This is a genomic window from Actinophytocola xanthii, from assembly GCF_001921205.1.
GTDB lineage: Bacteria > Actinomycetota > Actinomycetes > Mycobacteriales > Pseudonocardiaceae > Actinophytocola > Actinophytocola xanthii.
The window spans coordinates 19,556-42,256 of record NZ_MSIE01000022.1; the positions used below are offsets into that span (position 1 = coordinate 19,556).

The following is a 22,701-nucleotide window of genomic DNA, read 5'->3' on the forward strand; positions in this document are numbered from 1 at the left end:
GTAACGGCCGGCCGGTGGCTATCATCTGCCGGGACTTTTCCGGGCAAGGGGGAACCACGTGGTACGGCATGACTCGGTCGCTTCTCGGGAGCCGCTGGCCGAGGAGGTGACCCCGCCGGAGACGGCCCCGCCGCGTCGCGCCCGCTTCCGGCCGGAGCTGGTCGCCACCCTGGTCATCGTGGCCAGCGTGATCGCCTTCGTGGCCTACCGGCTCGGCCCGTCGCTGGTCGGCGCCCGGGTGTTCCTCGGCCTGGACCTGTTCGGCAACTTCCCGCCGTGGAAGCAGATGCTGGGCACGACCGCCACCAACTTCTACGTCTTCGACAACCTCGACTTCTTCGTACCGGCGTACAACCAGATCCAGGAGCGGTTGTTCCAGGGCGACCTGGCGACCTGGAGCCCGTACGCGGTCGGCGGCACGCCGCTGCTCAGCCTGCCGATCTTCGGCGTGCTCTCTCCCGCGCGGATGCCCTACCTGTTCCTGCCGGACTGGCTGGCGCCGGCCTGGTCCAAGCTCGTGGAGCTGGTCATCGCCGGCGGCGGCGCCTACCTGCTGCTGCGGCGGCTGCGCGCGGGCAAGCCGGCGGCGCTGCTCGCCGCGCTCTGCTACCCGCTCACCGGGTTCATGCTGGCCTGGGCGAGCTGGCCGCAGGCCGCGGTCGCCGCGCTGATCCCGGCGCTGTTCTGGTCGGTGGAGCGGTTCGTCCAGGAGCGGCGGGTGGCCACAGCCGTTCCGATCGCGGTCGTGGTGGCCTGGCTGCTGTTCGGCGGCTTCCCGGCCGTCGCGGGCCTCGCGCTCTACGCGGCCGGGGCGTACTTCCTGGTCAGGCTGGTGGCCTCGCGACCGGAGTGGCGTCACGCGCTGCGCGATGTGGCCGTGGCCGGGGCCGCGGTGGCGACCGGCGTCGCGGCCAGCGCGGTGCAGCTGTTGCCGTTCGTGCGGACCTTCCTGGCCGAGGTGGACCTGTCCTACCGGGAGGCGGGGTTCGAGCGGGTCGAGCCGCTGTCCTACCTGGCCTCGACGGTGCTGCCGGGGAGTTTCGCCGGCAACCACCTGCCGGTGTACCGGTGGCCGTTCAACCCGATCGAGGTCAACGCCTACCTGGGGTCGGCGGTACTGGTCCTGGCCGGGCTCGCACTGCTGCGCCGGACCGAGGCACCGCGAGCCGCCCGGACCTACCTGGCCGCGCTCGCGGCGCTGTCCGTGCTGCTCATCTGGGTGCAGGGGCCGCTGCTGTCCTGGCTCGGCGCGCTGCCGGTGTTCGCGGACAACCCGATCGGGCGAATTCGCGCGCTGATGTGCTTCGCGGTGGCGATCCTGGCCGCGCTCGGGTTCGACGCGCTGCTGCGCCGCGAGCCGCGCAAGCGGCTGGTCGAGGCGCTCGTGCTGATCGCCGGGGTGGCCGTGCTGGGCGTGGTGGCCCAGACGCTGGTCAGCCGCTTCGGCGACGCGCTGTCGGCGAAGCGCGAGCCCGACCTGTGGCTCGCCGTCGGCGGGGCCGCGGTCGTCGCGGTGGCCGTCCTGCTGGCCGGGCGGTGGCGGCTGGTGGCGGCCGTCGTGGTCCCGGTCGTGATCGCCGTGCAGGGGTTGGCGGCGAGCGCCTACTACTGGCCGACAGGGGAGCGCGAGCACTTCTACGCCACCAGCGAGGTGCACACCTGGCTTGCCGAGCACACCGGCACCGACCGGGTCGCCACCGAGGGGCTGACCCTGTGGCCCAACACCACGGCTCCCTTCGGCATCCGCACGGTCAACGGCCACGCGTTCACGCCCAAGCCGATGAAGGAGCTGATCACGGCGATCGACCCGCGGGCGTTCGGCGCCCCGACGATGCCGTCGCTGCACGCCCCCGCGGCCACCTCCCCCGGCCTGGACCGGTTGGCGGCGCGTTACTGGGTCACCACCCAGCCGGCTGACCTGCGTGAGGTGTTCACCGCCGACGGCGTCGTGGTCTACGAGCGGCCCGACGCCCTGTCGCGCATCCGCTGGGCGCCGAACGAGGTGACGATCACCGACCAACAGGACCGACTGGCCGAGCTGACCAGCGGCGAGTTGCCCGCCGACACCGTCGTCCTGAGTACCGGCGGCGAGGCCACGGACGGCCAGCCGGCGCAGGTGGAGGTGCTCGAGGACGGTGGCGACACGATCCGGGTCCGGGTCGACGCCGAGGGCGCGGGATACCTGGTCGTCGCGGACAACGTGCAGACCGACTGGGTGGCGACGGTGGACGGGAACCCCGTCGACATCGTGGCCGCCGACCACGCCGTCGGTGCCGTGCACGTGGACGGTGGCGAGCACGAAATCGAGCTGCGCTACAGTCCTCGCGGCAGAACAACGGGCACCTGGCTGTCGCTGACGGCGGTGGTATTGCTGATCGCAGCCGCGATACCGCCTCGATTCTGGCGCAGGCGCCGACAAATCCCGGTCAACGGACGATGAGTGCGTCTGGAGTCAGTGCGGTGAACGCGAGCCAGTACACGAGTTTCGGCGCCACCCCTCCTGGTGGGGGCGGGGAGAACACCCTGGACGCCACGATCGTGCTCCCCTGCTACAACGAGCAGGAGCACGTGCTCGACGAGATCAAGCGGATCGCCGGTGCCATGGACGCCAGCGGCATGTCCTACGAGCTGCTCGTCATCGACGACAAGTCGACCGACGACACGCTCAAGGTGCTCGAGGAGGCACTGCCGCAGTTCCCGCGGATGCGGCTGATGCCCTTCCGCCGCAACGGCGGCTCGGGCACGGCGCGCCGGATCGGGACGCGTGAGGCCTACGGCCGCATCGTGGTGTGGACCGACGCGGACATGACCTACCCGAACGAGCGAATTCCCGAGTTCATCCAGTACCTGCACGACAACCAGGACGTCGACCAGGTGGTCGGTGCGCGGACCTCGGAGCAGGGCACGCACAAGATGCTGCGGGTGCCGGCCAAGTGGACGATCCGCAAGATCGCCGAGATGCTGGCGGGAACGAAGATCCCCGACCTGAACTCCGGCCTGCGTGCCTTCCGGCGCGACGTGGCGCTGCCCTACCTGCGGCTGCTGCCCCCCGGGTTCTCCTGCGTCACGACGATCACCATGTCGTTCCTGTCCAACCAGCACCCGGTGGACTACCTGCCGATCGACTACGCCAAGCGGGCCGGCGTCTCGAAGTTCCACTTCGTGAAGGACGCCTACCGGTACATCCTGCAGGTGCTGCGGATGGTCATGTACTTCAACCCGATCAAGGTCCTGATGCCGGTCGCGCTGACCTTGTTCCTCGCCGGCGCGACGAAGGGCATCGTCGACATCATCCGCTACGACTTCCGGGTGACCAGCAACGCGATGCTGGTGACGGTGACCGCGTTGATCATCGGCTCGATGGCGCTGCTGGCCGACCTGATCGTGAGATCCCGCGACGACAGGTAGCTTTTTTTCTCGGCGGCGATGTCCAGAACGGGCGGCCGGCCTCGTCCCTGCGGTGAACGCGGCCGAAACGGGTCGCACCAGCACCCCGAGGAGAACCCCGATGGCCAAGTACCTGCTGCTCAAGCACTACCGCGGCGGCCCGACGCCGGTCAACGACGTGCCGATGGACCAGTGGACTCCGGAGGAGATCTCCGCCCACGTCCAGTACATGGAGGACTTCGCCGCCCGGCTGCAGGAGACCGGGGAGTTCGTCGACGGCCAGGCGGTGGCCCCGGAGGGGACGTTCGTCCGGTATGACGGCGAAGGGCGCCCGCCGGTCACCGACGGCCCGTTCGCCGAGACCAAGGACCTCATCGCCGGCTGGATGCTGATCGACGTGGACAGCTACGACCGGGCGCTGGAGCTGGCCGGGGAGCTCTCGGCGGCTCCCGGGGCGGGCGGGAAGCCGCTCCACGAGTGGCTCGAGGTGCGTCCGTTGCTGACCTTGCCGCCCACCGTCACGGACTGACCGACCAGATGGACGAGGCCCTGCTCCGGAGCCTCACGCCAAGCGTGCTCGGGATCCTCGTCCGCCGCGGAGCCGACTTCGCGGCGGCCGAGGATGCCGTGCAGGACGCGCTGGTCGAGGCGGTTCGGGTCTGGCCGGCGGACCCGCCGCGGGACCCCAAGGGCTGGTTGATCACCGTGGCCTGGCGGCGGTTCCTCGACGCCGCCCGGGCCGACACCGCCCGCCGCCGGCGGGAGGACGTGGTCGACGAGGAGCCCGAGGCGGCGCCGGTGTCCGCGGTGGACGACACACTCCAGCTCTACTTCCTGTGCGCGCACCCGTCGCTGACGCCCTCGTCCGCGGTCGCACTCACGCTGCGCGCGGTCGGTGGGCTGACCACCCGTCAGATCGCCCAGGCCTACCTGGTGCCCGAGGCGACGATGGCGCGGCGGATCAGCCGGGCCAAGCGCACCGTGTCCGGAGTGCGGTTCGACCAGCCCGGCGACGTGGCCACCGTGCTGCGGGTGCTGTACCTGGTGTTCAACGAGGGCTACTCCGGCGACGTCGACCTGGCGGCGGAGGCCATCCGCCTCACCCGCCAGCTCGCCGCCGCGATCGACCACCCCGAGGTGGCCGGGCTGCTAGCCCTCATGCTGCTCCACCACGCCCGCCGCGTCAGCCGGACCGCACCCGACGGCGGCCTCGTGCCGCTGGCCGAGCAGGACCGCGCCCGCTGGGACACCACGCTCATCGCCGAGGGAGTGGAGATCCTGCAGGCGGCGTTGGCGCGCGACCAGCTGGGCGAGTTCCAGGCGCAGGCCGCGATCGCCGCGCTGCACGCCGACGCCCAACGGGCCGAGGAGACCGACTGGGTCCAGATCGTCGAGTGGTACGACGAGCTGGCCCGCCTGACCGACAGCCCTGTCGTCCGGCTCAACCGGGCAGTGGCCGTCGGCGAGGCCGACGGCCCCCATGCCGGCCTGGCCGCGCTCGCACCCCTCGACGACTCCCTGCCCCGCCACACCGCGGTGGCCGCCTACCTCCACGAACGTGCCGGCGACCTCGAGACCGCCGCCAGGCTGTACGCGGAGGCGGCGCGCAAGGCCCCCAACCTGGCCGAGCGGGACTACCTGACTCGCCAGGCCGCGCGGCTCAACTCCCGGTCGCGGTGAGCCGTTCGACTCAGCGCAGCCGGTCCAGCTCGTCGTGCAGGACCGCCAGTGCCTGCGCCGGCTCGTGGTGTCCGGCGAGCGTGTGCGTGGTGAGCCCGTCGGTCAGGGCGAGGAGGAGGGCGGCCGCTCGAGCGGGTTCGTCGACGTCGGCCTCGCGGAGCTGCTCGAGCAGGTAGGCATGCCCTTCGGCATAGGCCGCACGCAGGTACTCGGCGATCCGCGCGTCGACCGGGGCACGGGCGAGAAAGGTCGCGGCAACCTGCGCCTCGAGCCGTCGCCGCGGGTCCAGCGGCAGGGTCTGCTCGAGAACCACGCGAACCCGGTGCAGCGGCTCGACGGGTTCCGGAAGCGCGGCCAGCGCGTCCGCCATCCGCCGGCCGACCTGCTCGGTCATGCTGTCCAGCGCGAACATCACCATCTCCGCCTTGTCCGCGAAGTAGTGCTGAACCATGCCCATCGAGACGCCAGCCTCGGCGGCGACCTGGCGCAGGCTCACCGCCTCCAGCCCCTGGACGGTCAGCACCCGCCAGAGCGCTTCGACCAGCCCTCGGCGGCGCTGCTGGTGGTCGGTTCTCCTCGGCACACCTTCTCCAATGCAGTCGCATTGCCATCTAGGTTACAATGCGAATGCATTGTAACTCTGGGGAGGTCAGACATGGGACGTGAGCGCACGATCTGGAACTGGTACGGCGGCATGCCGGTGCAGGCGGTGGAGTGGTTCGGGACCCAGCGGGAGTTCCTGAGGCTCATCACCACCACGCTCGCCCTGCGCCAGGGCGACCGGGTGGTGGACCTCGGCTGCGGCGGCGGTCTGCACCTGCCGGCGCTGCGGGAGGCGGTCGGCCCGCACGGACACGTCCTGGGGCTCGACTTCAGCCCCAGGATGGCGGCGAAGGCGGCCGCACGCGCGGCGGCCTGGGAGAACGTCGAGGTCAGGCAGGCCGACATGACCACGGTGGAGCTGGAGCCCGAGGCGTGGGACGGCGCGCTGGCATCGTTCTCGATCAGCGCCACCCGCGACGTGGCGGGAGCTGTCGCGAACATCCACCGGGCACTGCGGCCGGGCGGGCGGCTGTTCGCGCCGGACATGCACCTCGTGGCGCGCGGACTCGGCGCGCCGGTCACCGCCGCGTTCGGCCTGGTCTACCGGCTGCTCGCCGGCTGGACCGGCGTGGACGTCCTCGAGACGGTCCGTGCCCGGTTCGGTTCCGCCGAAGTGGTGAACCGAAGCGGTGTCCCGCTGGCCACCCTGCCGTCCTTCGCCCCGGTACTCATGATCACCGCGACGAAGCGTCCCGGCCACCAGCCATAGGCCAGGACCGGCGGTCAGCGTCGAGCTGTCGCCGAGGCTGGATGGGGCATGCGCCACGCGCCGGCAAGGCGGGACGGGTGGACGTTCTCGGCGCGGCCGAAGTACTCGCAGAACTTCATCAGCAGCGGGTCCCAGCGCTCCGGGTCCACGTACGCCGTTCCCGGGATGAGCAGGTCCTCGGCCACGTGAGCGCGGAGGACCTCCACCTCGAAGGCCGTGCAGCCGTCCATCGCGTGCGTGGCGGTGAGGGTCGCCTCCAGCTGAATGGGGCACTCGGTCACCCGCGGGGCGGCAACCAGGTCCGCCGGCTGCTCGGTGAGACCGGCGGCGGCGAACTTGGCCCGGCTGTAGGTGTAGCCGCGGGCGAGCTTCTGGGCCGGAATCTCGGCCCGGCCGGTGAGCAGGGCTATGCGGTCGACGTGGGCCGCCAGCGACGCGGACGGGAGGTTCAGCACACACTCCCGCTCGCGACGCAGGTTCGTCGCGGTCTGGGCCGCGTCCCCCAGGCCCAGGACGCAGGTCTGGCCCAGCCACCAGGCCGACGACATCGGCGCGAGGTTGCTGGACCCGTCCTCGTTGCGGGTGCCGAGGAGGACGACGGGCGTACCGAAGTAGAGAACCTTGAGCGGGGTGACACGATGCATGCCGCCAGTCTTGGCAACGTGCCACCCCGGCCGCTGGCGGGAATCCGCCGCTAGACCTCGTCGCGGTCGAGGTTGTAGAGGCGGCGCCAGTTCTCTCGGCTCGTCAGTTGCGGAGCGGCGGCGCGGTACTCCTCGCGCAGCCTCGGCATCTCCGCCACCAGGCGGCGGACCACCCTCGCGGTCTGCTTGGCCAGCTTGACGGTCAGCTCACGGTCCTTGCGGCGGACGCGGACGCCGCCCTGGGAACCGTCGGTCACCACCGCGGTCTTGAACTGGGAGACATGCCACCAGGTGGCGTCCTTCTGGGACACCGCGCCGATCTCGTGCGCGGTGCGCCCGAGGGCCAGGTACACCAGCCGCTTGAGCAGCACCAGGCGGTTGTGGCTCGGCGTGGGGCCGGCCTGGATCTGCTGGATCGAGCCGGCGTCGAGGCCGGGCACGTCCGTGGGCGGGTGGATGATCGTGTCGGGGTAGTCCGCGCGCAGGGCGTGCACCTGCTTGGCAGCACTCGCCCCGCCGTCGCCGAGGAAGCGCGGGCCCTCCAGGAAGTCCTCCGCGGCCTTGATCAGGGTCGCGGCCAGGCCGTACTGCATCGACAGCAGGTACCGCGAGATCCGCGAGGTCAGCACGCGGGCGGTCTGCTTCGGGTCGATCTCAGCGTGCAGCGTCGCCACGATCATCGCGTTGCGGACCGCGAAGTACTCGTTCCACTTGTCGATGTCCTTCCAGTCGAAGTCCGCGTGCCACAGACCCGCGCCGGGCAGCGTCACCGTGGCGAAGCCGTTGGCGCGCGCCCGGTAGCCGTACTCGACGTCGTCCCACTGGAAGAACAGCGGCATCGGCAGCCCGATCGCCGCGACCACCTCGGCCGGGATCAGACAGGACCACCAGGCGTTGTAGTCCGCGTCGACCCGCCGGTCGCCCCGGTTGACCCCGCCGGTCGGGACGCCGTCCTCGTCGACCTCCTCGGCGAGCAGGTCCACGTCGTCCAGGGCGTTGCGCACGACCTTGCCCGGCACCAGCTGGGCGAAGTCGGCGTACTCGGCACCCGCCAGCAGGTGCGTGGGATGCAGCAGCCGCAGCATCTGCCCACCGACGATGGTGGGCTTGGCCGTGCGGTTGGCGAACGCGGTCAGCCGGACCGCGATCTCCGGCTCGCACAGCACGTCGTCATCCATGAACAGCAGGTTCGCGTGCTCACTTCGCCCCGGCCGGGTGACCTCGTACATGCCGCGGCCGAAGCCGCCCGCGCCACCCAGGTTGGGCTGGCGCAGGTAGCGCAGCCGCCCGGCGAGCCCCTGCTCGATGGACGGGAACGCCTTGCGCGAGGCGACGGTGTCGGTGCCCTGGTCGACCACGTAGACCGCGTCCAGCACCTCGAGCGCGCCCTGGTCGGCGGCCAGCGACTGGAGGGTCTTCGTGCAGTCGTCGGCCCGGTTGAACGTGCAGATGACCACGGCCGTCGGCCGCAACTGGTGGGGCGGCTCCACCGTCCAGCGCAGCGACTCCACCACCAGGTCCTCGTCGCCGGTGGTGAACTGCACCCACAGGAAACCGCCGTCGAGGAACTTGTCCAGCGTGGCGCTCAGCGTGACCCGGTCGCCGCGCAGGTCCGTCAGGTCCTGCGCGGCGACCGTACGGGTCTCACCCTCGACGTCCGAGGCGACCAGCGCGACCCGGCCGGAGCCGGTCACCGTCACCTCGATGTCCACCTGGTCCACCACGGTCCAGCGCTGCCAGTAACTGGCCGGGAAGCGCCCGAAGTAGGTGTCCATGGTGACCTCGGACCCCGCGTGCACCACGAGCCGCTCCCGCTCCCGGACCGCGCTACCGAGGACGACCTGCGCGTACAGGTCCTCCGGGCAGACCGGGTCCGGTCCGCGGAACAGGCCGCGCTGAGCCACCAACCGGCCTTCTGGTGCGTGCTCCACGAGCCGGTCGTCCGGCGCGGACGCCGGCATGTTGGAAACCGCGTCACTCGTGGTCGGGGTACTACCGAGCATTCGAGTTCAGTCCTCCGGAGGGGGGTGGTTCGGCCGTTGAGCCTACTCGGGGCGTCGTGGGTGATTACCGTTAGGTCACGACGCCCCCGTCGGGCGGCGTCAGGACACCGCGTACGAGCCCCAGCCGCCGCCGCCGACCGCGCTCGCCCCGGACACCCCCTCGACCTGCGTCGGCACCTCGGTGAACAGGGACTGGTTGCCGAGCTGGCCGTAGCTGTTCGAGCCCCACGTCCAGACCGTGCCGTCCGCGCGGAGGGCCACCCCGTGGTTGTAGCCGCCGGCGAGGTCGGTCACCTCGGTGAGGTTTTCCACCGGACCGGGTGATGTCTGAACGCAGTTCGGCCCCTCCGGGGTGGCGCAGTCGGTGCCGACCGTGCCGTTGCCCAGCTGGCCCGCGCCGTTGAAGCCCCAGGAGAGCACCGTGCCGTCGCTCCTGCGGGCGTAGGTCGCGGCGCCGCTACCGGAAGCCACCTCGACCACGCCGGTCAGCTTGGGGATCTGCACCGGCGAGAGCGCCATGCAGTCCGGCGCCTGGACGTTGGTGGAACACGCGGGACCGCCCGCCGTGCCGATGCCCAGCTGCCCGGCGTCGTTGAACCCCCACGCCCAGACCGAGCCGTCGGCCTTGACCGCGAAGACGGCAGCCCGGGTGGCGGTGATCGAGACGACCCCGGTGAGGCCGGGGACCTGGATCGGGGTCAGCGAGCGGCAGCCGGGACCGACCGGGGACTGGTCGCACCCGGTGCCGTAGCTGCCGTTGCCGAACGCGCCGCCGTTGGCGCCCCACACCCACACCGTGCCGTTGGACCGCAGCGCGTAGCCGGTCTCGTAGGCGCCCGCGACCTGGACCACGTCGGCCGGCAGGTTGGCGACCCGCACCGGCGTCCGCCGCTCGGTCATCGTCCCGTCGCCGAGGGCGCCGTTGTAGTTGCTCCCCCAGGCCCACGCGCGGCCAGAGCTGTCCACGGCGTACGCGGCGTAGGCACCCGCGGCGACCTGGGTGATTCCGGACAGGTTGCTGACCTGCACCGGGACCGTCGACAGGCCCCAGGGCCGGCCCGTGCCGAGGCCGGCGGCATCGTCCAGGCCCCAGGCCCAGACCGTGCCGTTGGACCGCAGCGCGTAGGTGTTGATCTCACCGGCGGTCACCTGGGTGACCCCGGACAGACCGTCGACCCGGCCCGGCGCGTCGGAGGCACCGCCGGTCGTGCCGACGCCGAGCAGGCCGTACTCGTTGTCGCCCCAGCTGTGCACGCAGTCGACGGTGCAGGCCGCGGGCGGCGGGGCGAAGTACCCGGCCAGGTCCATCAGGAAGTCGACGTTGCCGGCCAGGTTGTAGATGTCGACGCCGCGGCCGGTGCCGAGTGCGACCGTGACCAGGTTGGCCGAGGTCTGGCCGCGGACCAGGTTCAGGTTCGACGCGTTTGGCTGGGTGGCGCCGGTCGGGTAGGCGGTCAGGTAGGTGCTGGCGGTGACGTTCGTGCCGACGAGGTTGAACACGACGGCGCTCGCCGAGGCGGGCAGCTGGTTGGCAAGGCTGACCTCGGCGATCCAGCCGCCGGGCAGCGGGTCACCCGGTCGCGTGTCGATCACGCGGAGCGGGGTCATCTGGTAGAAGGAATGGCCCCGGTCGGTGGCGTAGTAGCCGGCCAGGTCGGCGATCAGGTGGACGTTCCCGGCGTTGTTGTACAGCGTCACGCTGCGGTTGGTGCCGAGCGCGACCGTGACCAGGTTCGGCGTCGTCGCCCCCGCGGCCAGGTTCAGCGACGAGGCGTTGGGCCGGGCCTGCCCGGTGGGCCAGGCGGTGACGTAGGTGCCGGTGGTGGCGCCGACACCGGTCAGGTTGAACGTGACGGCGGTGGCGGTGGCCGGCACGTGCCCGGACAGGTTGATCGTGCGCGTGCCGCGTGCCGGGAGCGCCCCGCCGGAGGCGCGGGTGTTCAGCACCCGGGTCGGCGCGATCGAGGTGAACCGGGAGCCCGTGTTCGGGGCGTAGTACCCGGCGAGGTCGGCCAGCAGGTGCGTGTTGCCGGCGTTGTTGTAGAACTGAACGGCGCCGTCCGGGCCGAGCCCGACGGTCACCGCGTTCGGGCGGATCTCCCCGGCACGCAGGTTGAGGCTCGACGCATCGGGCCGGTCCTGCCCGGAGGGCCAGACGGTGACGTAGGTGCCCGCGGTCGGCGTGATGCCGGTGACGTTGAGGACCACGGCCGTCGCGTTGGCCGGCACCCGGGAGCCCAGGTCGAGGGTCACCACACCGCGCGAGGGCAGCGGGGCGGTGGGCACGCCGATGCCGTTGCGGGTGTCGAGCACCCGGACCGGGGTGAGCGAGGTGAACGACGAGCCGCCGGAGTTCGCCGCGGCCGCGACCCCGACGTCACGGCTCTGCGCCCGAGCGGCGGCACCGTCCTCGGCCCACTCCGCCGTCGTCGCCCGCAGTGCGGCGGTCTTGCTGGGTGGGACGAAGTCGGCGGCGGCGGCGGCCACCGAATCCAGCCGCACCTCCGGTGGGCCCGGATCGGCCCCCGACGTCGCGGTGCTGGTCACGGCGAGTGCCGCGGCCAGCGTGGTGAGAAGTACGACCGACCTGCGCAGCAGCACGGGGCGTGTCCTTTCGGTGATTCTGTTGGAGATCTGTGTTGTCCCGGGCTCGCCGGTTCAGGGGTTGGGAACGATCGCGCCACCGGGGGTGACCACCGAGGCGCGGGAGAGGCCGGTGACCCGCACCGGCACCGTGGACAGGCAGGTCGCCGGCGCCCCGCAGCCGGCTCCGTTGCCGAGCTCGCCGAGTGCGTTCTCGCCCCAGGCCCAGACGCTGCCGTCCGAGCGCAGCGCGTAGCCGACGCCGGGTCCGCCGGCGATGCCGGTGACCCCCTCCAGCCCGGAGACGCGCACCGGCACCGGCGAGTGGCAGCCGGCGCGGGTGTTCGCCTGGCAGGCGCCCCCGTTGCCGAGGGTGCCCCGGTCGTTGGTGCCCCAGGCCCAGGCGGCGCCGTCGTTCGTCACGGCGAAGCCGGTCGCACCGTGCGAACCGGCCGGGGTCGCGCCGATGGCCGTGACCCCGGTCAGGCCGGAGACCTGGACCGGGACACGGGAGAAGCACCCGTTGGCGGTGCCGGGGTCGCAGCTCGTGCCGCTGCCGAGCTCGCCGTCCCAGTTCGCGCCCCAGGACCACACGGTGCCACCGTCGCCGCGCAGGGCGTACCCACCGCTACCGGCGCCGGCGATGGCGGTCACCCCAGTCAGCCCGGAGACCTGGACGGGCGTCACCGCGTACTCGGCGAGCGAGGCGTCGCCGAGCGCGCCGTTGGTGTTGCCGCCCCAGGCCCAGACCGTGCCGTCCTCCCGCAGCGCGTAGCTGGTGGCGTCGGCGGCCGCGATCGCGGTGACCCCGGTCAGGTTGGAGACCTGCACCGGCACCGCGGAGTCCGTCAGCTGACCGTCGCCGAGCCCGCCCTCGAAGTTGGCCCCCCAGCTCCAGACGGTTCCGTCCTCGCGCAGCGCGAGCGCGTGGTAGCGCCCGACGGCGATCGCGGTGGCGTCGTCCAGCCCCGGGACCGGGGTGGGCACAGCCGACCAGCCGACGGCGCTCCAGCCGGCGCCGAGCTGCCCGAACGGAGCCTGCCCCCAGGCCAGCACGGTGCCGTCGGTGCGCAGCGCGAGGCGGGTGGCACCGCGACCGCCGGTCAGCGACCTGACCCCGGAGATGCCGACCACCTGCGCCGGGGTTGCCGACTTGGGCACCCGCTGGCCGGTACCGAGCGCCCAGGACTCGTTGCCGCCCCAGGTGTAGGCGCAGTCCAGGGTGCAGGCGGGGTTCGGGGTCACGAACACGCCGGCGAGGTCGGCGACGGCGTGCACGCTGCCGCGGGAGTTGTAGGCGGTGAGCTGCTCCATCGTGGACAGCGCCGCGATCGTGGGGGTCGCCGCGATCTCGCCGGGCGCGAGGGTGAGGGTCGACACGCTCCCGTCCGGGCGCCCGTCCCGTGCCCACACCGTCAGGGAGGTCGACGCCGTGGGGTTGACCCCGATGACGTTCAGCAGCGCCGCCGTCGCGTTGGCCGGCACGTGCGTACCCGGGTTCACCGGAACCCGGGAGTCCTGGCCGATCGGCCCCACGCCGGTCGTTCCGGCGCCGGTGCGGGTGTCGAACACCCGGACCGGGGTCCTCGGCACGAACGTGGCACCCGCCCCGGGGGTGTAGAAGCCGGTCACGTCCGCTACGGCGTTCACCGAGCCGGTCAGGTTGTACAGGCTCACCCGGCGGTTCGCGCCGAGCGGGACCGTGACCATGTTCGCCCGGGTGTTGCCGGCGTTGAGGTTCAGGTTGGACACCCCGGGCCTGGTCTGCCCGGTGGGCCAGGCGGTGAGATAGGTGCCCTTGGTCGCGCCGACAGCGGTGACGTTCAGCGTGACCGCGGTGGCCGCGACCGGCACCCGCGTGCTCAGGTCGATCTCGCGGGTCGCGCCGGCACCCAGCGGGGAGGCGGGGGCGACCCGGGTGTCGAGCACGCGCGTCGGCGACAGCGAGGTGAACTTGGCGCCGGTGCCCGGCGCGTAGTACCCGGCGAGGTCGGCGAGCAGGTGGACGTTGCCGGTGTTGTTGTAGAAGGTCACGCCGCGGTTGGTGCCGAGCGCGACCGTGGTGAGGATTGGCCGGATGTCGCCGGCGACCAGGTTCAGGTTGGACGTCGCCGGCCGGGCGGCGCCAGCGGGGAACACGCTCACGTAGGTCGCCGAGGTCGGGCTGATGCCCGCGACGTTCAACACGACCGCGGTCGCCCCCGCCGGTACCCGCGACGAGACGTTGAGCGTGATCGTCTTGCCGGGGCCGACCGGCGTGCGGGTCCCGATCCCGATCGCGTTGCGGGTGTCGAGCACGCGTGCGGGCGTGACGGCCGTGAACGAGGAGCCCACGTCCGCGGCGACCGGAACCGGCGTCGGCACCTCCGGCTGGTTGCCGGCCACCGCGAGCCCCGCCACCAACGCGACCACCGCCGCGACAACGACTTTCCTACCCATGCGCTACCTCTCCCCCACGCCGAACACCAGGCGAGCGCGACACGCCACAGCCCACGACATGCCGGCCCCTGAGGAGTGATTCTGGCGAGAGAGCTCGTTACGCACTCGGTCCGCTCATCGCCCGATCGGGTGGGATCGTTTCACCCAAACGCCAGCCCATGGGGGCATGCGGGGAAAGTGCGTACACAAATCGTTATGCCGATGGCTCTATGGTGTGGTTTGGCGCGGTGTGCAACGCGATGGCCGGCTCTCGCGTATGACGGGCACCTTCCTAGAATCACCCCGCCCAACTTGGGGGAAGAGGCACAGATGTCGAGGTATCCATGACCTGGTTCGAGGCCGTTCCCGTCGCCCTGGTCACCGCAGCCTGGTTGATGGGGCCGGGGCTGGCGGTGGGCTACCTGCTCGGTCTGCGCGGCGTCGCCGCGTGGGGGCTGGCTCCGATCGTCAGCATCGCCCTGATCGCATCGACGGCCGTCGGCGCCGAGATGCTCGGCATCGACTGGTCGGTACCAGTGGTGCTGGCCGCCTGCGGCGCGGCAGTGCTGGTGGTCGGCCTCGGCGCGGTTCTGCTGCGCCGCCGCGCCTTCTTCGCGACCAGGCCCGACCCACGCGGCGTCACGTTGGCCGCGGTCGCCGGGATGGTGCCCGTCCTCGTCCTCGGCATCGCGGCGGTGGTGCGGGCGATGGGCAGCCCCGACGCGATCTCGCAGGTGTTCGACACGCCGTTCCACTACAACGCGCTGGCCTACATCCGCGACACCCACCAGGCCTCCTCGCTGACGCTCAGCGCCCTGGGCAACCCGGACATCCCGGCCGCCTTCTACCCGGCGGCCTGGCACGACATCGGCTCGCTGGTGATGATGTCCACCGGGACGGACATCCCGACGGCCTCGAACATGCTCGCCGGCTCGGTCACCGTGCTGCTGTGGCCGTTGTCCTGCCTGCTGCTGGTGCGCCAGCTGTTCGGTCCCAACCGGGCCGCCCTGGCCGTCGCCGGGGTGCTCAGCATCGGCTTCCCCGCCTTCCCGTGGGATCTGATGGGCTTCGGCGTGCTCTGGCCGAACCTGCTCGGCATGTCGATGGCCCCGGCGGGGCTCGCCGTCGTGGCCACGCTGACCGGCTGGGCGAGGGAGGACGCGATCGGCCGTGGCCGCGCCTGGCTGCTGCTGGTGGTTGGCGGCGTCGCCGCCGGGTTCGCGCACCCCAACGTGCTGTTCTCGCTGATCGTGCTCTCGGTGTTCTTCGTCGGCGCCACGCTGCTGCGCCGCGCGCTGCGCCTGCGCCGCGACGGGCGGACCGTCCGCGGGGTCGGCGAGCTGGTGGTCTTCGTCGGCGTCCTGCTGGTCGCCTGGTGGTGGGCGGCGACGACGCCGGCGCTGGCCAACGCCCGGGGCTGGATCTGGCGGCCGTTCGAGACGCCGGCCAACGCGGTCGGCGAGGTGCTGCTCAACTCCACCAACGGGCACGAGGCGCTGTGGCTGCTCTCCGCCGTCGTCATCGCCGGGGTGGTCGCGGCGCGTCGCCACTACCCGGTGCTGCGGCTGATCGTGGCCGGCCACCTGGCGACGGCCTTCCTGTTCGTGCTGGCCGCGGCCATCAACCGGCCAGACACCCAGAAGTTCATCGGGTACTGGTACAACGACTCGCACCGCCTGGCCGCCATGCTGCCGATCACCGCGGTGCCGCTCGCCGTCGGCGGGGTCCTGCTGCTGGCGACGCTGGTGCTGGAGAAGGTCCCGACCTGGGTCCCCCGCCCGGTCCCCCAGCCGTTGTCCCGGTTGCGCCGGCTCCGCGCCGCCACCCCGGTCGCGGTCGGCCTCACGCTGGTGCTGATCGGCGCCACCGGCCTGCTCTACCCGAAGGACCGGGAGGAGCGGATCACCTTCACCTACCCGCGCGAGCCGAAGGCCCAGCTGGTCACCGACGAGATGCGGGCCTTCTACGACGAGATCGGCGACCGGCTCCCGGAGGACGCGGTGGTCGCCGGCAACCCCTTCGACGGCAGCGTGATGCTGTGGGCGCTGGAGGACCGGAAGGTGCTGTTCCCGCACTTCCTGGCCAGCCACAGCAAGGAGCAGAAGTACCTCGCCCGGAACATCGACGAGGCCACCAGCGACCCCAAGGTGTGCCAGTACGCCCGAGACCTCGGCGTCGAGTACGTCCTGATCGGCAAGACCAAGGTCAGGGACAACGCGGGCTACTACGCGGGGATCGGCGACATCGCCGTGTCCGCCGGAACGCCTGGTTTCGAACTGCTCGACTCCTCGGGCGAGACCAGGCTGTACAAGATCGCCGCCTGTGAGGACGGCGGGGCCGGTGTGCCCAACGCCACGAGCCCGCCGAGGTGATGCGCGCGGCTGAATAGAATCCCCCGCCAGACCCTGCCTGGCCGACGGATTCGAGGTACTGCGCGCTATGACCTGGTTACAAGCTGTGCCGACAGCCCTGGTTGTCGCCGCCTGGCTGCTCGTACCGGGCCTCGTGGCCGGCTACCTGGCCGGTCTGCGCGGGATCGTCGCCGCGGGCCTCGCCCCGGTCGCCAGCATCGCGATCATCGCCGCGACCGCGGTCGTGGCCGGAGGGCTCGGCCTGCGGTGGTCGGTGCCGGTGGCGCTGGCCGGCGTCGGGGTCGCCGTCCTGCTCGTGGCCGCGGTGACCGTGGCGACCCGGCGCTGGTTCCCGCGGCCCGAAGCCGACCCCCGGCCGGTCACGCTGGCCGCTCTCGGGGGGTTCGTCCCAGCGCTCGTACTCGGGACGATCACGATCCTCATGGCCATCGAGGCGCCCGACACCCTCTCCCAGACCTACGACGCGGTGTTCCACTACAACGCGCTCGCCTACATCGGGGACACCGGGAACGCCTCCTCGCTCACGCTGGGCACGCTCGGCAACACCGAGGTCCCGCCGAGCTTCTACCCGGCCGCCTGGCACGACCTCGCCTCGCTGGTGATGCTGTCGACCGGCGCGAGCATCCCGCTGGCCGCGAACCTGGTGACCGCGGTCGGGGCGGTCGTCGTGTGGCCCCTCGCCTGCCTGCTGCTCGCCCGCCAGGTGTTCGGTCGCAACGTCGCCGCGCTCGTGGTCACCGGGGTGCTGTCGCTCGGGTTCACCGCCTTCCCGTGGAACCTGCTGGGCTTCGGCGTGCTCTGGCCCAACCTGCTCGGCATGGCGTTCGCCCCGGCCCTGCTGGCCGTCGTGCTGACGCTGACCCACTGGACCCGCGACGACGCGCTCGGGATCCCCCGCGCCTGGCTCGCGCTGGTCGTCGGGGTGGTCGCGGCCGGCCTGGCCCATCCGAACGTGCTGTTCTCCGTCGCCGTGCTGTCGGTGTTCCCGGTCGGCGCCAGGCTGTTCGAACGCGGCTGGCGGCTGCACCGGGAGGGCCGGACCAGGCGCGGCGCGGCGGAGGTGCTCACGGTGCTGATCCTGGCCGCGGTGGCCTGGTACTGGACGGCGACCACGCCGACCTTCGCGCCGACCCGTGACCAGTACTGGCCGCCGTTCGAGACCAAGGCAGCCGCGGTCGGGGAGGTGGTGCTGAACGCGACCAACAAGTACGGCGCGCTCTGGCTGCTGTCGTTGGTCGTGATCGTCGGCGCGCTGGCGGGCCTGCGGCGCACGGAGATGCGGCTGCTGCTCGCCGGACACGTCGTGGTCGGGTTCCTGTTCGTGCTCGCGGCCGCGGTCAACGTCCCGGAGACCCGCAAGTTCACCGGCTACTGGTACAACGACTCGCACCGGCTGGCGGCCATCCTGCCGATCACCGGGGTACCGCTCGCCGTCGGCGGCATCCTGTACCTGGCCGGCAGGATCCTCGCCGCGACGGCCGACAAGCCGGACTGGCGACGCCGGGTGGCCACCGCCCCGAGCGTGGCGGTCGCCGTCGTGCTGACCGCGGTCCTGGTCGTCGCGACAGCCGGTCTCTACCCGACCGACCGCCGCGACCGGGTCTCGATCGGCTACCTCGAGCGGCCGCGCGCGACGCTGGTCACCGCGGAGATGCGGGAGTTCTACGACCGGATCGCCGAGCAGATCCCGGCGGACGCGGTGGTCGCCGGCAACCCCTTCACCGGCAGCTCGCTGCTGTGGGCGCTGGAGGACCGGAAGGTGCTGTTCCCGCACTTCCGGGCGGCCTACAGCGAGGAGCAGACCTACCTCGCCGGTCACCTCGACGCCGCGGCGACCGACCCCGAGGTGTGTGCGGCGGCGACCGACCTCGGCGTGGAATACCTGCTGGTCGGCGGGGTGGAGTTCCGCCCGAGCGACGACCAGTGGGAGTACTTCGAGGGTCTCGACGACCCCGGGACGAGCTCCGGCTTCGAGCTGGTCGACTCCTCGGGTCCGAGCAAGCTCTACCGGCTGACTGCCTGCGACACCTCTGCCGAGCCGAACGGCTGAGCGCCCCGCTCCTCAGCTCAGCCGCGGCCGAATACGTGCCTGGCCAGGGGGCCGATCCCGGCGCGCTGACGCAGGGCCTGGGGCAGCATGGTCAGCGCGAACAGGCGCGAGGAGAGGTGCAGCCTGGCCACCCGGGCCGCCCTCGGCCACCCGTGGGCGTCCAGCTGGCGCGCGACGTCAACGAAGAAGGTGCCGGCCTCGGTGAACCTCGAGCCGTCGAACGCGGTCGACGACGACTCGCTCGCGTTGTGGCGGCGGTACTCGAAGGTGACCGTCTGGTCGACCACGAGCGTCGCCTCCCGAGTGACCAGCTCCATCAGCAGCGCCAAGTCCTGGATCACCCGGAGCTCCTCGCGGAACCGCACGCCGTGGACCACCTCGGTGCGCCAGCACAGCGACGGGAAGTACAGCCAGTCGCCGCGCAGCAGGCTGACCGCCAGATCCTCGCCGGACATCTCGAGCCGGCCGTCGAACTTCGGCGCGTACAGGCGCCGCTTGGCCTCGTCGACCAGCGTCTTCGTGGGCCGTCCATCGCTGCCGATCACTCGGACTCCCGGCTGGACCATGCCGGCCTTGGGGTGGTCGGCCCAGATGTCGAGCATCGTCGCGACGTAGTTCGGCAGCAGCCGGTCGTCACAGCCCATCAGGGTGAACACCTCGTGCTCGACGAGCTCGAGGCAGCGGTTGAAGTTCTCGGTGAGCCCGAGGTTGCGGGGGTTGCGCAGATACCGCACCCGGTCGTCGTCGAGGGCCTCGAACCACGGCGGAACCGCCGGGTCGTCGCCGTCGTCGACGACGGTCAGCTGCCAGCGCGGGTCGTCCTGCTCGAGTACCGACCGCACCGCCTCCTGCATCAGCGCCACGTCGCCGTAGAACGGCATCATGATCTGGATGGTGTTCATTCGGCGACGTTCTCGCGCTTCTGCTGGCTGACCTCGAGCTGCAGGATCGCCAGGTCCTCGGCGAGCTTGCGCGTCTCGTTCTCCAGCCGGGAGACCTCCCAGGACAGGTGCAGCACGACCCCGACGAGGAACAGGATCCCCACGAAGAACATCAGGTTGGTGGGGACCGCGACCCCCAGCGCCGCGGACAGCGACGTGAGCAAGCCGGGGAAGGCGGTGAACACGAGCAGCAGGATCCCGACCACCAGCCAGAGCACGGAGTACTTCTCCGCGAGCTGGCGGCGGCGCAGCAGCTCGACGATGCCCGCCAGGATGATCACGCTGCCCACCAGCGCGACCAGGTAGGTGCTAGTCACTGGAGATGCCCTCCTTGATCGGCGCGCGCACCGGCACGGGCTCGACCAGCGGCGAGACGTCCCACCGCCGGATCAGCGCGAGCACCAGCGCGAAGCCGGCACGGAAGAGGTAGATCGCGGACTTGATCGGTCGGTGGCTCGGGGTGCCGCCACGGCGCGGACGCATGCGCGAGGGCACCTGCGCCACCCGGCATCCGGCACGCAACGCGATCACCAGCGACTCGACGGTGTCACCCAGGTACTCGACCGGGTAGTGCTCGGCGAACACCGGCAGGGCCCGGCCACCGGTCACCTTGAAACCCGAGGTGGCGTCGGTGAGCTTGGTCTTGGCGAGCGTGGAGAGCACCTTGGACAGCACGACCATGGCCCACTTGCGGGGGCCGCGGACCTTGTAGTCGTCGGTGCCGTCGGAGAACCGGGCGCCGATGACGATGTCGGCCTCGTCGAGCTTCTCCAGCAACCGCGGGACCTCGTTGGGGTCGTGCTGGCCGTCCGCGTCGACCTGGACCGCGGCCGTGTAGCCGTGTCGGACCGCGTAGCGGAAGCCGGCCCGCATGGCCCCGCCCACGCCGAGGTTGAAGGGGAGCTCGAGCACCATCGCCCCCGCCTCGCGGGCGACGTGCGCGGTGCGGTCGGTGGAACCGTCGCTCACGACCAGCACCGGCAGGTCCGGGGTCGCGGCGCGGATCTCTCGGACGGTGTCCCCCACGGTCAGCTGCTCGTTCCAGGCCGGAACGACGATGAGCGCGCGCACATCGGGCGTCTTGCTTGACACGGCTGCCAAGACTAGCCGGATGTCGTCACGACGCCCGCACTCGCCCGCTCACCCGAAGGTGCCATGCGCGTGCGCAGCGTCCTGCCGAGGGCCGCAAGCATGATCGACACGACCAGCGCGGCCCCCGCCAGCTGCGCGAGAACACCCGCCCGGATCGGGTCGCCGGGCAGGGCGAGCAGCGCGACCAGCACCACCGCCCCGGCGAGCCAGGCGCCGGTGACCACGCGGTGCCGCCCCAGGGCGATCAACCCGGGCTGCAGCACCTGGCTGACCATCAGACCGATCGTGCTGACCCCGAGCAGGCCCACGACGACCCCCGACAGCCGAACCTCGGCGCCGAAGAGCACCTGGACCGCCCACGGGCCGACGACGAACGAGACCAGCACCGCGGGCAGGCCGATCGCCGCCACCGCGAGCAGGATCAGCCGCAGCTTCGCCCGCACCTCGCCGTACTCCCCACGGCTGGCGGCCCGGGTCAGCGCGGGCAGCAGCATCGCCTGCACGGGCGCGAACAGGAACAGCGGGATCCGGGCGAGGACGAACGCTGACGCGAAGGCGGCGGCCGTGGCGGCCTGCTCGCCCAGGCGCGGGGTCACCACGACCGGTGCCACGTTCATCACCACGAGCATCAGCACGGTGCCGCCGACGAGGAAGGACAACCCACGCGCCATCTGCCCCCGGGAGCCGGTGGATGGCTCGATCTCCGCCGGGTCGACGTCAGCGGGTTGGGCGGGGCGGCGCAGCCAGAACACCCCGGCCAACGCGCCGAAGCCGGAGCCGGCAGCGAAGAACAAGGCGTATCCGACCGCGTTCGGCGCGCCGGACACCGCGATCGCGATGCAGGGGAGGATCCGGGCGACGCCCTCGGCGGCCAGCGTCGCCCCGTAGCCACCGAAGCGCTGGGACCCGCCCAGCAGGCCGCGGACGAGGTAGACGGCGGCCGAGGTCGCCACGCTGAGCAGCACGGCCAGGAACAGACCCCACCGACCGGCGAGCGCCTGCCCGGTCAGCACCGGTGAGACGACCAGGAGCACGAGCACCACGGCGGCGAGCATCCCCGCGGCCAGCAGCACCGCGTGCCGCATCACGTGGCCGGAGCCCCGGCCGGCCACGAGCTCGGCACTGACCGCACGGCTGGTCTCCTGCTCGAGGGCGGAGAACAGGCCTGGTCCGATGATGTTCACCAGCAGGTAGAGGCTGGCCACGGCGGCCGCCTCGGCGGCGGGGAGCGTGTGCCCGGCGAGCGCGACGAACCCGTAGCCGGCCGCGCCGACGAGCGCGAGCCCGCCCCCCATGTAGAGCGCCGGACCGAATCGCTGCCGCAGGCTGACCACGCGCTCACGGTAGAGAACGCCGTCACGCCGGAGGGTTTCGGGTCCGCATCTCGAGCAGGCCGGCGATCTCCGCGAACTCCGCCTCGGCGTCGCGGTCCGGCAGCAGGTGGGCGAGGTTGCCGGCGCGCCGCAGGGTGGCGAAGCCGTGGGCGATCGACCAGGCGGCCAGCACCTGCCGGTCGGCGGCGCGGCCGTCACCGGGAATGGCCGCGCGGAGCAGGTCCGAGGTGCGCGCACGGGCCTCGACCAGCTCGGGGTCGTCCTGGTGGAAGAGGTCGGGGCGGTACATCACCTCGAAGTGGGAGCTGTGCTGGGCGGCGAACCGCACGTAACGCACCCCCAGCAGCCGCAGGTCCCCACTGTTCTCGAGCTCCTCGGCCAGCGCGTCGGCGAGCATGCGCTGGCCCTGGACGGCGATCGCGGTGAACAGGCCGGCCTTGTCCTTGAAGTGGTGTGCGGGGGCGGCGTGCGACACACCGGCGGCCCGGGCGAGGTCCCGCAGGCTGACCGCGGCCGGGCCGCGCTCGGCGATCAGGTCGAGCGCGGCGGCGATCAGGACCCGGCGCAGATCTCCGTGGTGATAGGTGCTCACCGGCACAGCCTATCTAGTCAGTGACAACATCTGCTGTTATCTTTCCAGTGACAAGATCCGCCAGGTTGGGAGAGATCATGGAACTCGGACTGGTCCGCCGGATGTGGCAGCTGCTCGAACCGATCCACGCCACGCTGTACTACGCGCCCGAGGCGTTCGCGCGGGCCGCCGAGCTGGGCTTCGACGTCGAGACGCGCTGGCCGAGCTACTTCGCCTGGCGGTCGGCGCCGTTGGGCGCGGCGAGCGCGGAGCTGGTGGCCGCGACGTTTTACAGCTTCGACCCGGGCATGGTG

The 22,701-nt window shown here is 71.8% G+C and carries 18 protein-coding genes; 8 read left to right on the forward strand and 10 right to left on the reverse strand.

What is annotated here, in order from left to right:
- Positions 1–58 precede the first annotated feature (58 nt).
- From BU204_RS39135 to BU204_RS13810, 4 genes are all read left to right on the forward strand, one after another.
- Entirely contained in the window at positions 59–2,440 is a 2,382-nt protein-coding gene (locus BU204_RS39135) for a YfhO family protein (RefSeq protein ID WP_143229501.1), read from the forward strand.
- A 20-nt stretch (positions 2,441–2,460) separates the two neighbouring features.
- Positions 2,461–3,408, forward strand: coding sequence for a glycosyltransferase family 2 protein (locus BU204_RS13800; protein WP_198942869.1), 948 nt, complete (start codon positions 2,461–2,463; stop codon positions 3,406–3,408).
- 100 nt (positions 3,409–3,508) lie between these two features.
- On the forward strand, positions 3,509–3,916 hold the full coding sequence (locus tag BU204_RS13805) for a YciI family protein (RefSeq protein WP_075126057.1): 408 nt from the start codon (positions 3,509–3,511) through the stop codon (positions 3,914–3,916).
- A gap of 8 nt (positions 3,917–3,924) precedes the next feature.
- Positions 3,925–5,067 (forward strand): RNA polymerase sigma factor, encoded by a 1,143-nt coding sequence (locus BU204_RS13810; protein ID WP_075126058.1) that lies wholly within the window; start codon positions 3,925–3,927, stop codon positions 5,065–5,067.
- 10 nt (positions 5,068–5,077) lie between these two features.
- Here BU204_RS13810 and BU204_RS13815 read toward each other — a convergent pair whose 3' ends face one another.
- Positions 5,078–5,650, reverse strand: coding sequence for a TetR/AcrR family transcriptional regulator (locus BU204_RS13815; RefSeq protein WP_075126059.1), 573 nt, complete (start codon positions 5,648–5,650; stop codon positions 5,078–5,080).
- A 72-nt stretch (positions 5,651–5,722) separates the two neighbouring features.
- Here BU204_RS13815 and BU204_RS13820 point away from each other — a divergent pair, with 72 nt between their 5' ends.
- On the forward strand, positions 5,723–6,379 hold the full coding sequence (locus BU204_RS13820; protein WP_075126060.1) for a class I SAM-dependent methyltransferase: 657 nt from the start codon (positions 5,723–5,725) through the stop codon (positions 6,377–6,379).
- A gap of 14 nt (positions 6,380–6,393) precedes the next feature.
- Here BU204_RS13820 and BU204_RS13825 read toward each other — a convergent pair whose 3' ends face one another.
- From BU204_RS13825 to BU204_RS13840, 4 genes are all read right to left on the reverse strand, one after another.
- Positions 6,394–7,023 (reverse strand): flavin reductase family protein, encoded by a 630-nt coding sequence (locus BU204_RS13825; RefSeq protein WP_075126061.1) that lies wholly within the window; start codon positions 7,021–7,023, stop codon positions 6,394–6,396.
- Between the two features lie 50 nt (positions 7,024–7,073).
- Positions 7,074–9,026 carry a glycosyltransferase gene (locus tag BU204_RS13830; RefSeq protein ID WP_075126062.1) on the reverse strand — a complete coding sequence of 651 codons (1,953 nt, stop codon included), beginning with the start codon at positions 9,024–9,026 and terminating at the stop codon, positions 7,074–7,076.
- 99 nt (positions 9,027–9,125) lie between these two features.
- Complete coding sequence (locus BU204_RS13835; protein WP_075126063.1) at positions 9,126–11,627, reverse strand: RCC1 domain-containing protein; 2,502 nt, start codon at positions 11,625–11,627, stop codon at positions 9,126–9,128.
- A gap of 57 nt (positions 11,628–11,684) precedes the next feature.
- Complete coding sequence (locus tag BU204_RS13840; RefSeq protein WP_083661302.1) at positions 11,685–14,048, reverse strand: RCC1-like domain-containing protein; 2,364 nt, start codon at positions 14,046–14,048, stop codon at positions 11,685–11,687.
- A gap of 323 nt (positions 14,049–14,371) precedes the next feature.
- On the opposite strand from BU204_RS13840, the gene BU204_RS13845 reads away from it, so the two are divergent.
- Both BU204_RS13845 and BU204_RS13850 read left to right on the forward strand, forming a co-directional pair.
- Positions 14,372–16,399, forward strand: a complete 2,028-nt coding sequence (locus tag BU204_RS13845; protein ID WP_075126065.1) for a DUF6541 family protein — start codon at positions 14,372–14,374, stop codon at positions 16,397–16,399.
- 85 nt (positions 16,400–16,484) lie between these two features.
- Complete coding sequence (locus BU204_RS13850; protein WP_075126066.1) at positions 16,485–18,449, forward strand: DUF6541 family protein; 1,965 nt, start codon at positions 16,485–16,487, stop codon at positions 18,447–18,449.
- A gap of 17 nt (positions 18,450–18,466) precedes the next feature.
- On the opposite strand, the gene BU204_RS13855 is transcribed toward BU204_RS13850, so the two are convergent.
- From BU204_RS13855 to BU204_RS13875, 5 genes are read right to left on the reverse strand one after another with little or no spacing between them, the layout of a single operon-like run.
- On the reverse strand, positions 18,467–19,351 hold the full coding sequence (locus tag BU204_RS13855; protein WP_075126067.1) for a glycosyltransferase family 2 protein: 885 nt from the start codon (positions 19,349–19,351) through the stop codon (positions 18,467–18,469).
- Positions 19,348–19,707: a DUF2304 domain-containing protein gene (locus BU204_RS13860; protein ID WP_143229503.1), complete on the reverse strand. Its 360-nt coding sequence runs from the start codon at positions 19,705–19,707 to the stop codon at positions 19,348–19,350. Before BU204_RS13860 ends, BU204_RS13855 begins: the two co-directional genes overlap by 4 nt.
- Positions 19,700–20,491, reverse strand: coding sequence for a glycosyltransferase family 2 protein (locus BU204_RS13865; RefSeq protein ID WP_198942870.1), 792 nt, complete (start codon positions 20,489–20,491; stop codon positions 19,700–19,702). The genes BU204_RS13860 and BU204_RS13865 overlap by 8 nt, the downstream gene beginning before the upstream one ends.
- Before the next feature lie 2 nt (positions 20,492–20,493).
- Positions 20,494–21,816 carry an MATE family efflux transporter gene (locus BU204_RS13870; protein ID WP_075126069.1) on the reverse strand — a complete coding sequence of 441 codons (1,323 nt, stop codon included), beginning with the start codon at positions 21,814–21,816 and terminating at the stop codon, positions 20,494–20,496.
- Between the two features lie 22 nt (positions 21,817–21,838).
- Complete coding sequence (locus BU204_RS13875) at positions 21,839–22,408, reverse strand: TetR/AcrR family transcriptional regulator (protein ID WP_233160253.1); 570 nt, start codon at positions 22,406–22,408, stop codon at positions 21,839–21,841.
- Positions 22,409–22,485: 77 nt separating this feature from the next.
- On the opposite strand from BU204_RS13875, the gene BU204_RS13880 reads away from it, so the two are divergent.
- Positions 22,486–22,701 (forward strand): helix-turn-helix domain-containing protein (locus BU204_RS13880; RefSeq protein WP_408608008.1); only part of this gene is annotated, 216 nt, incomplete at its 3' end.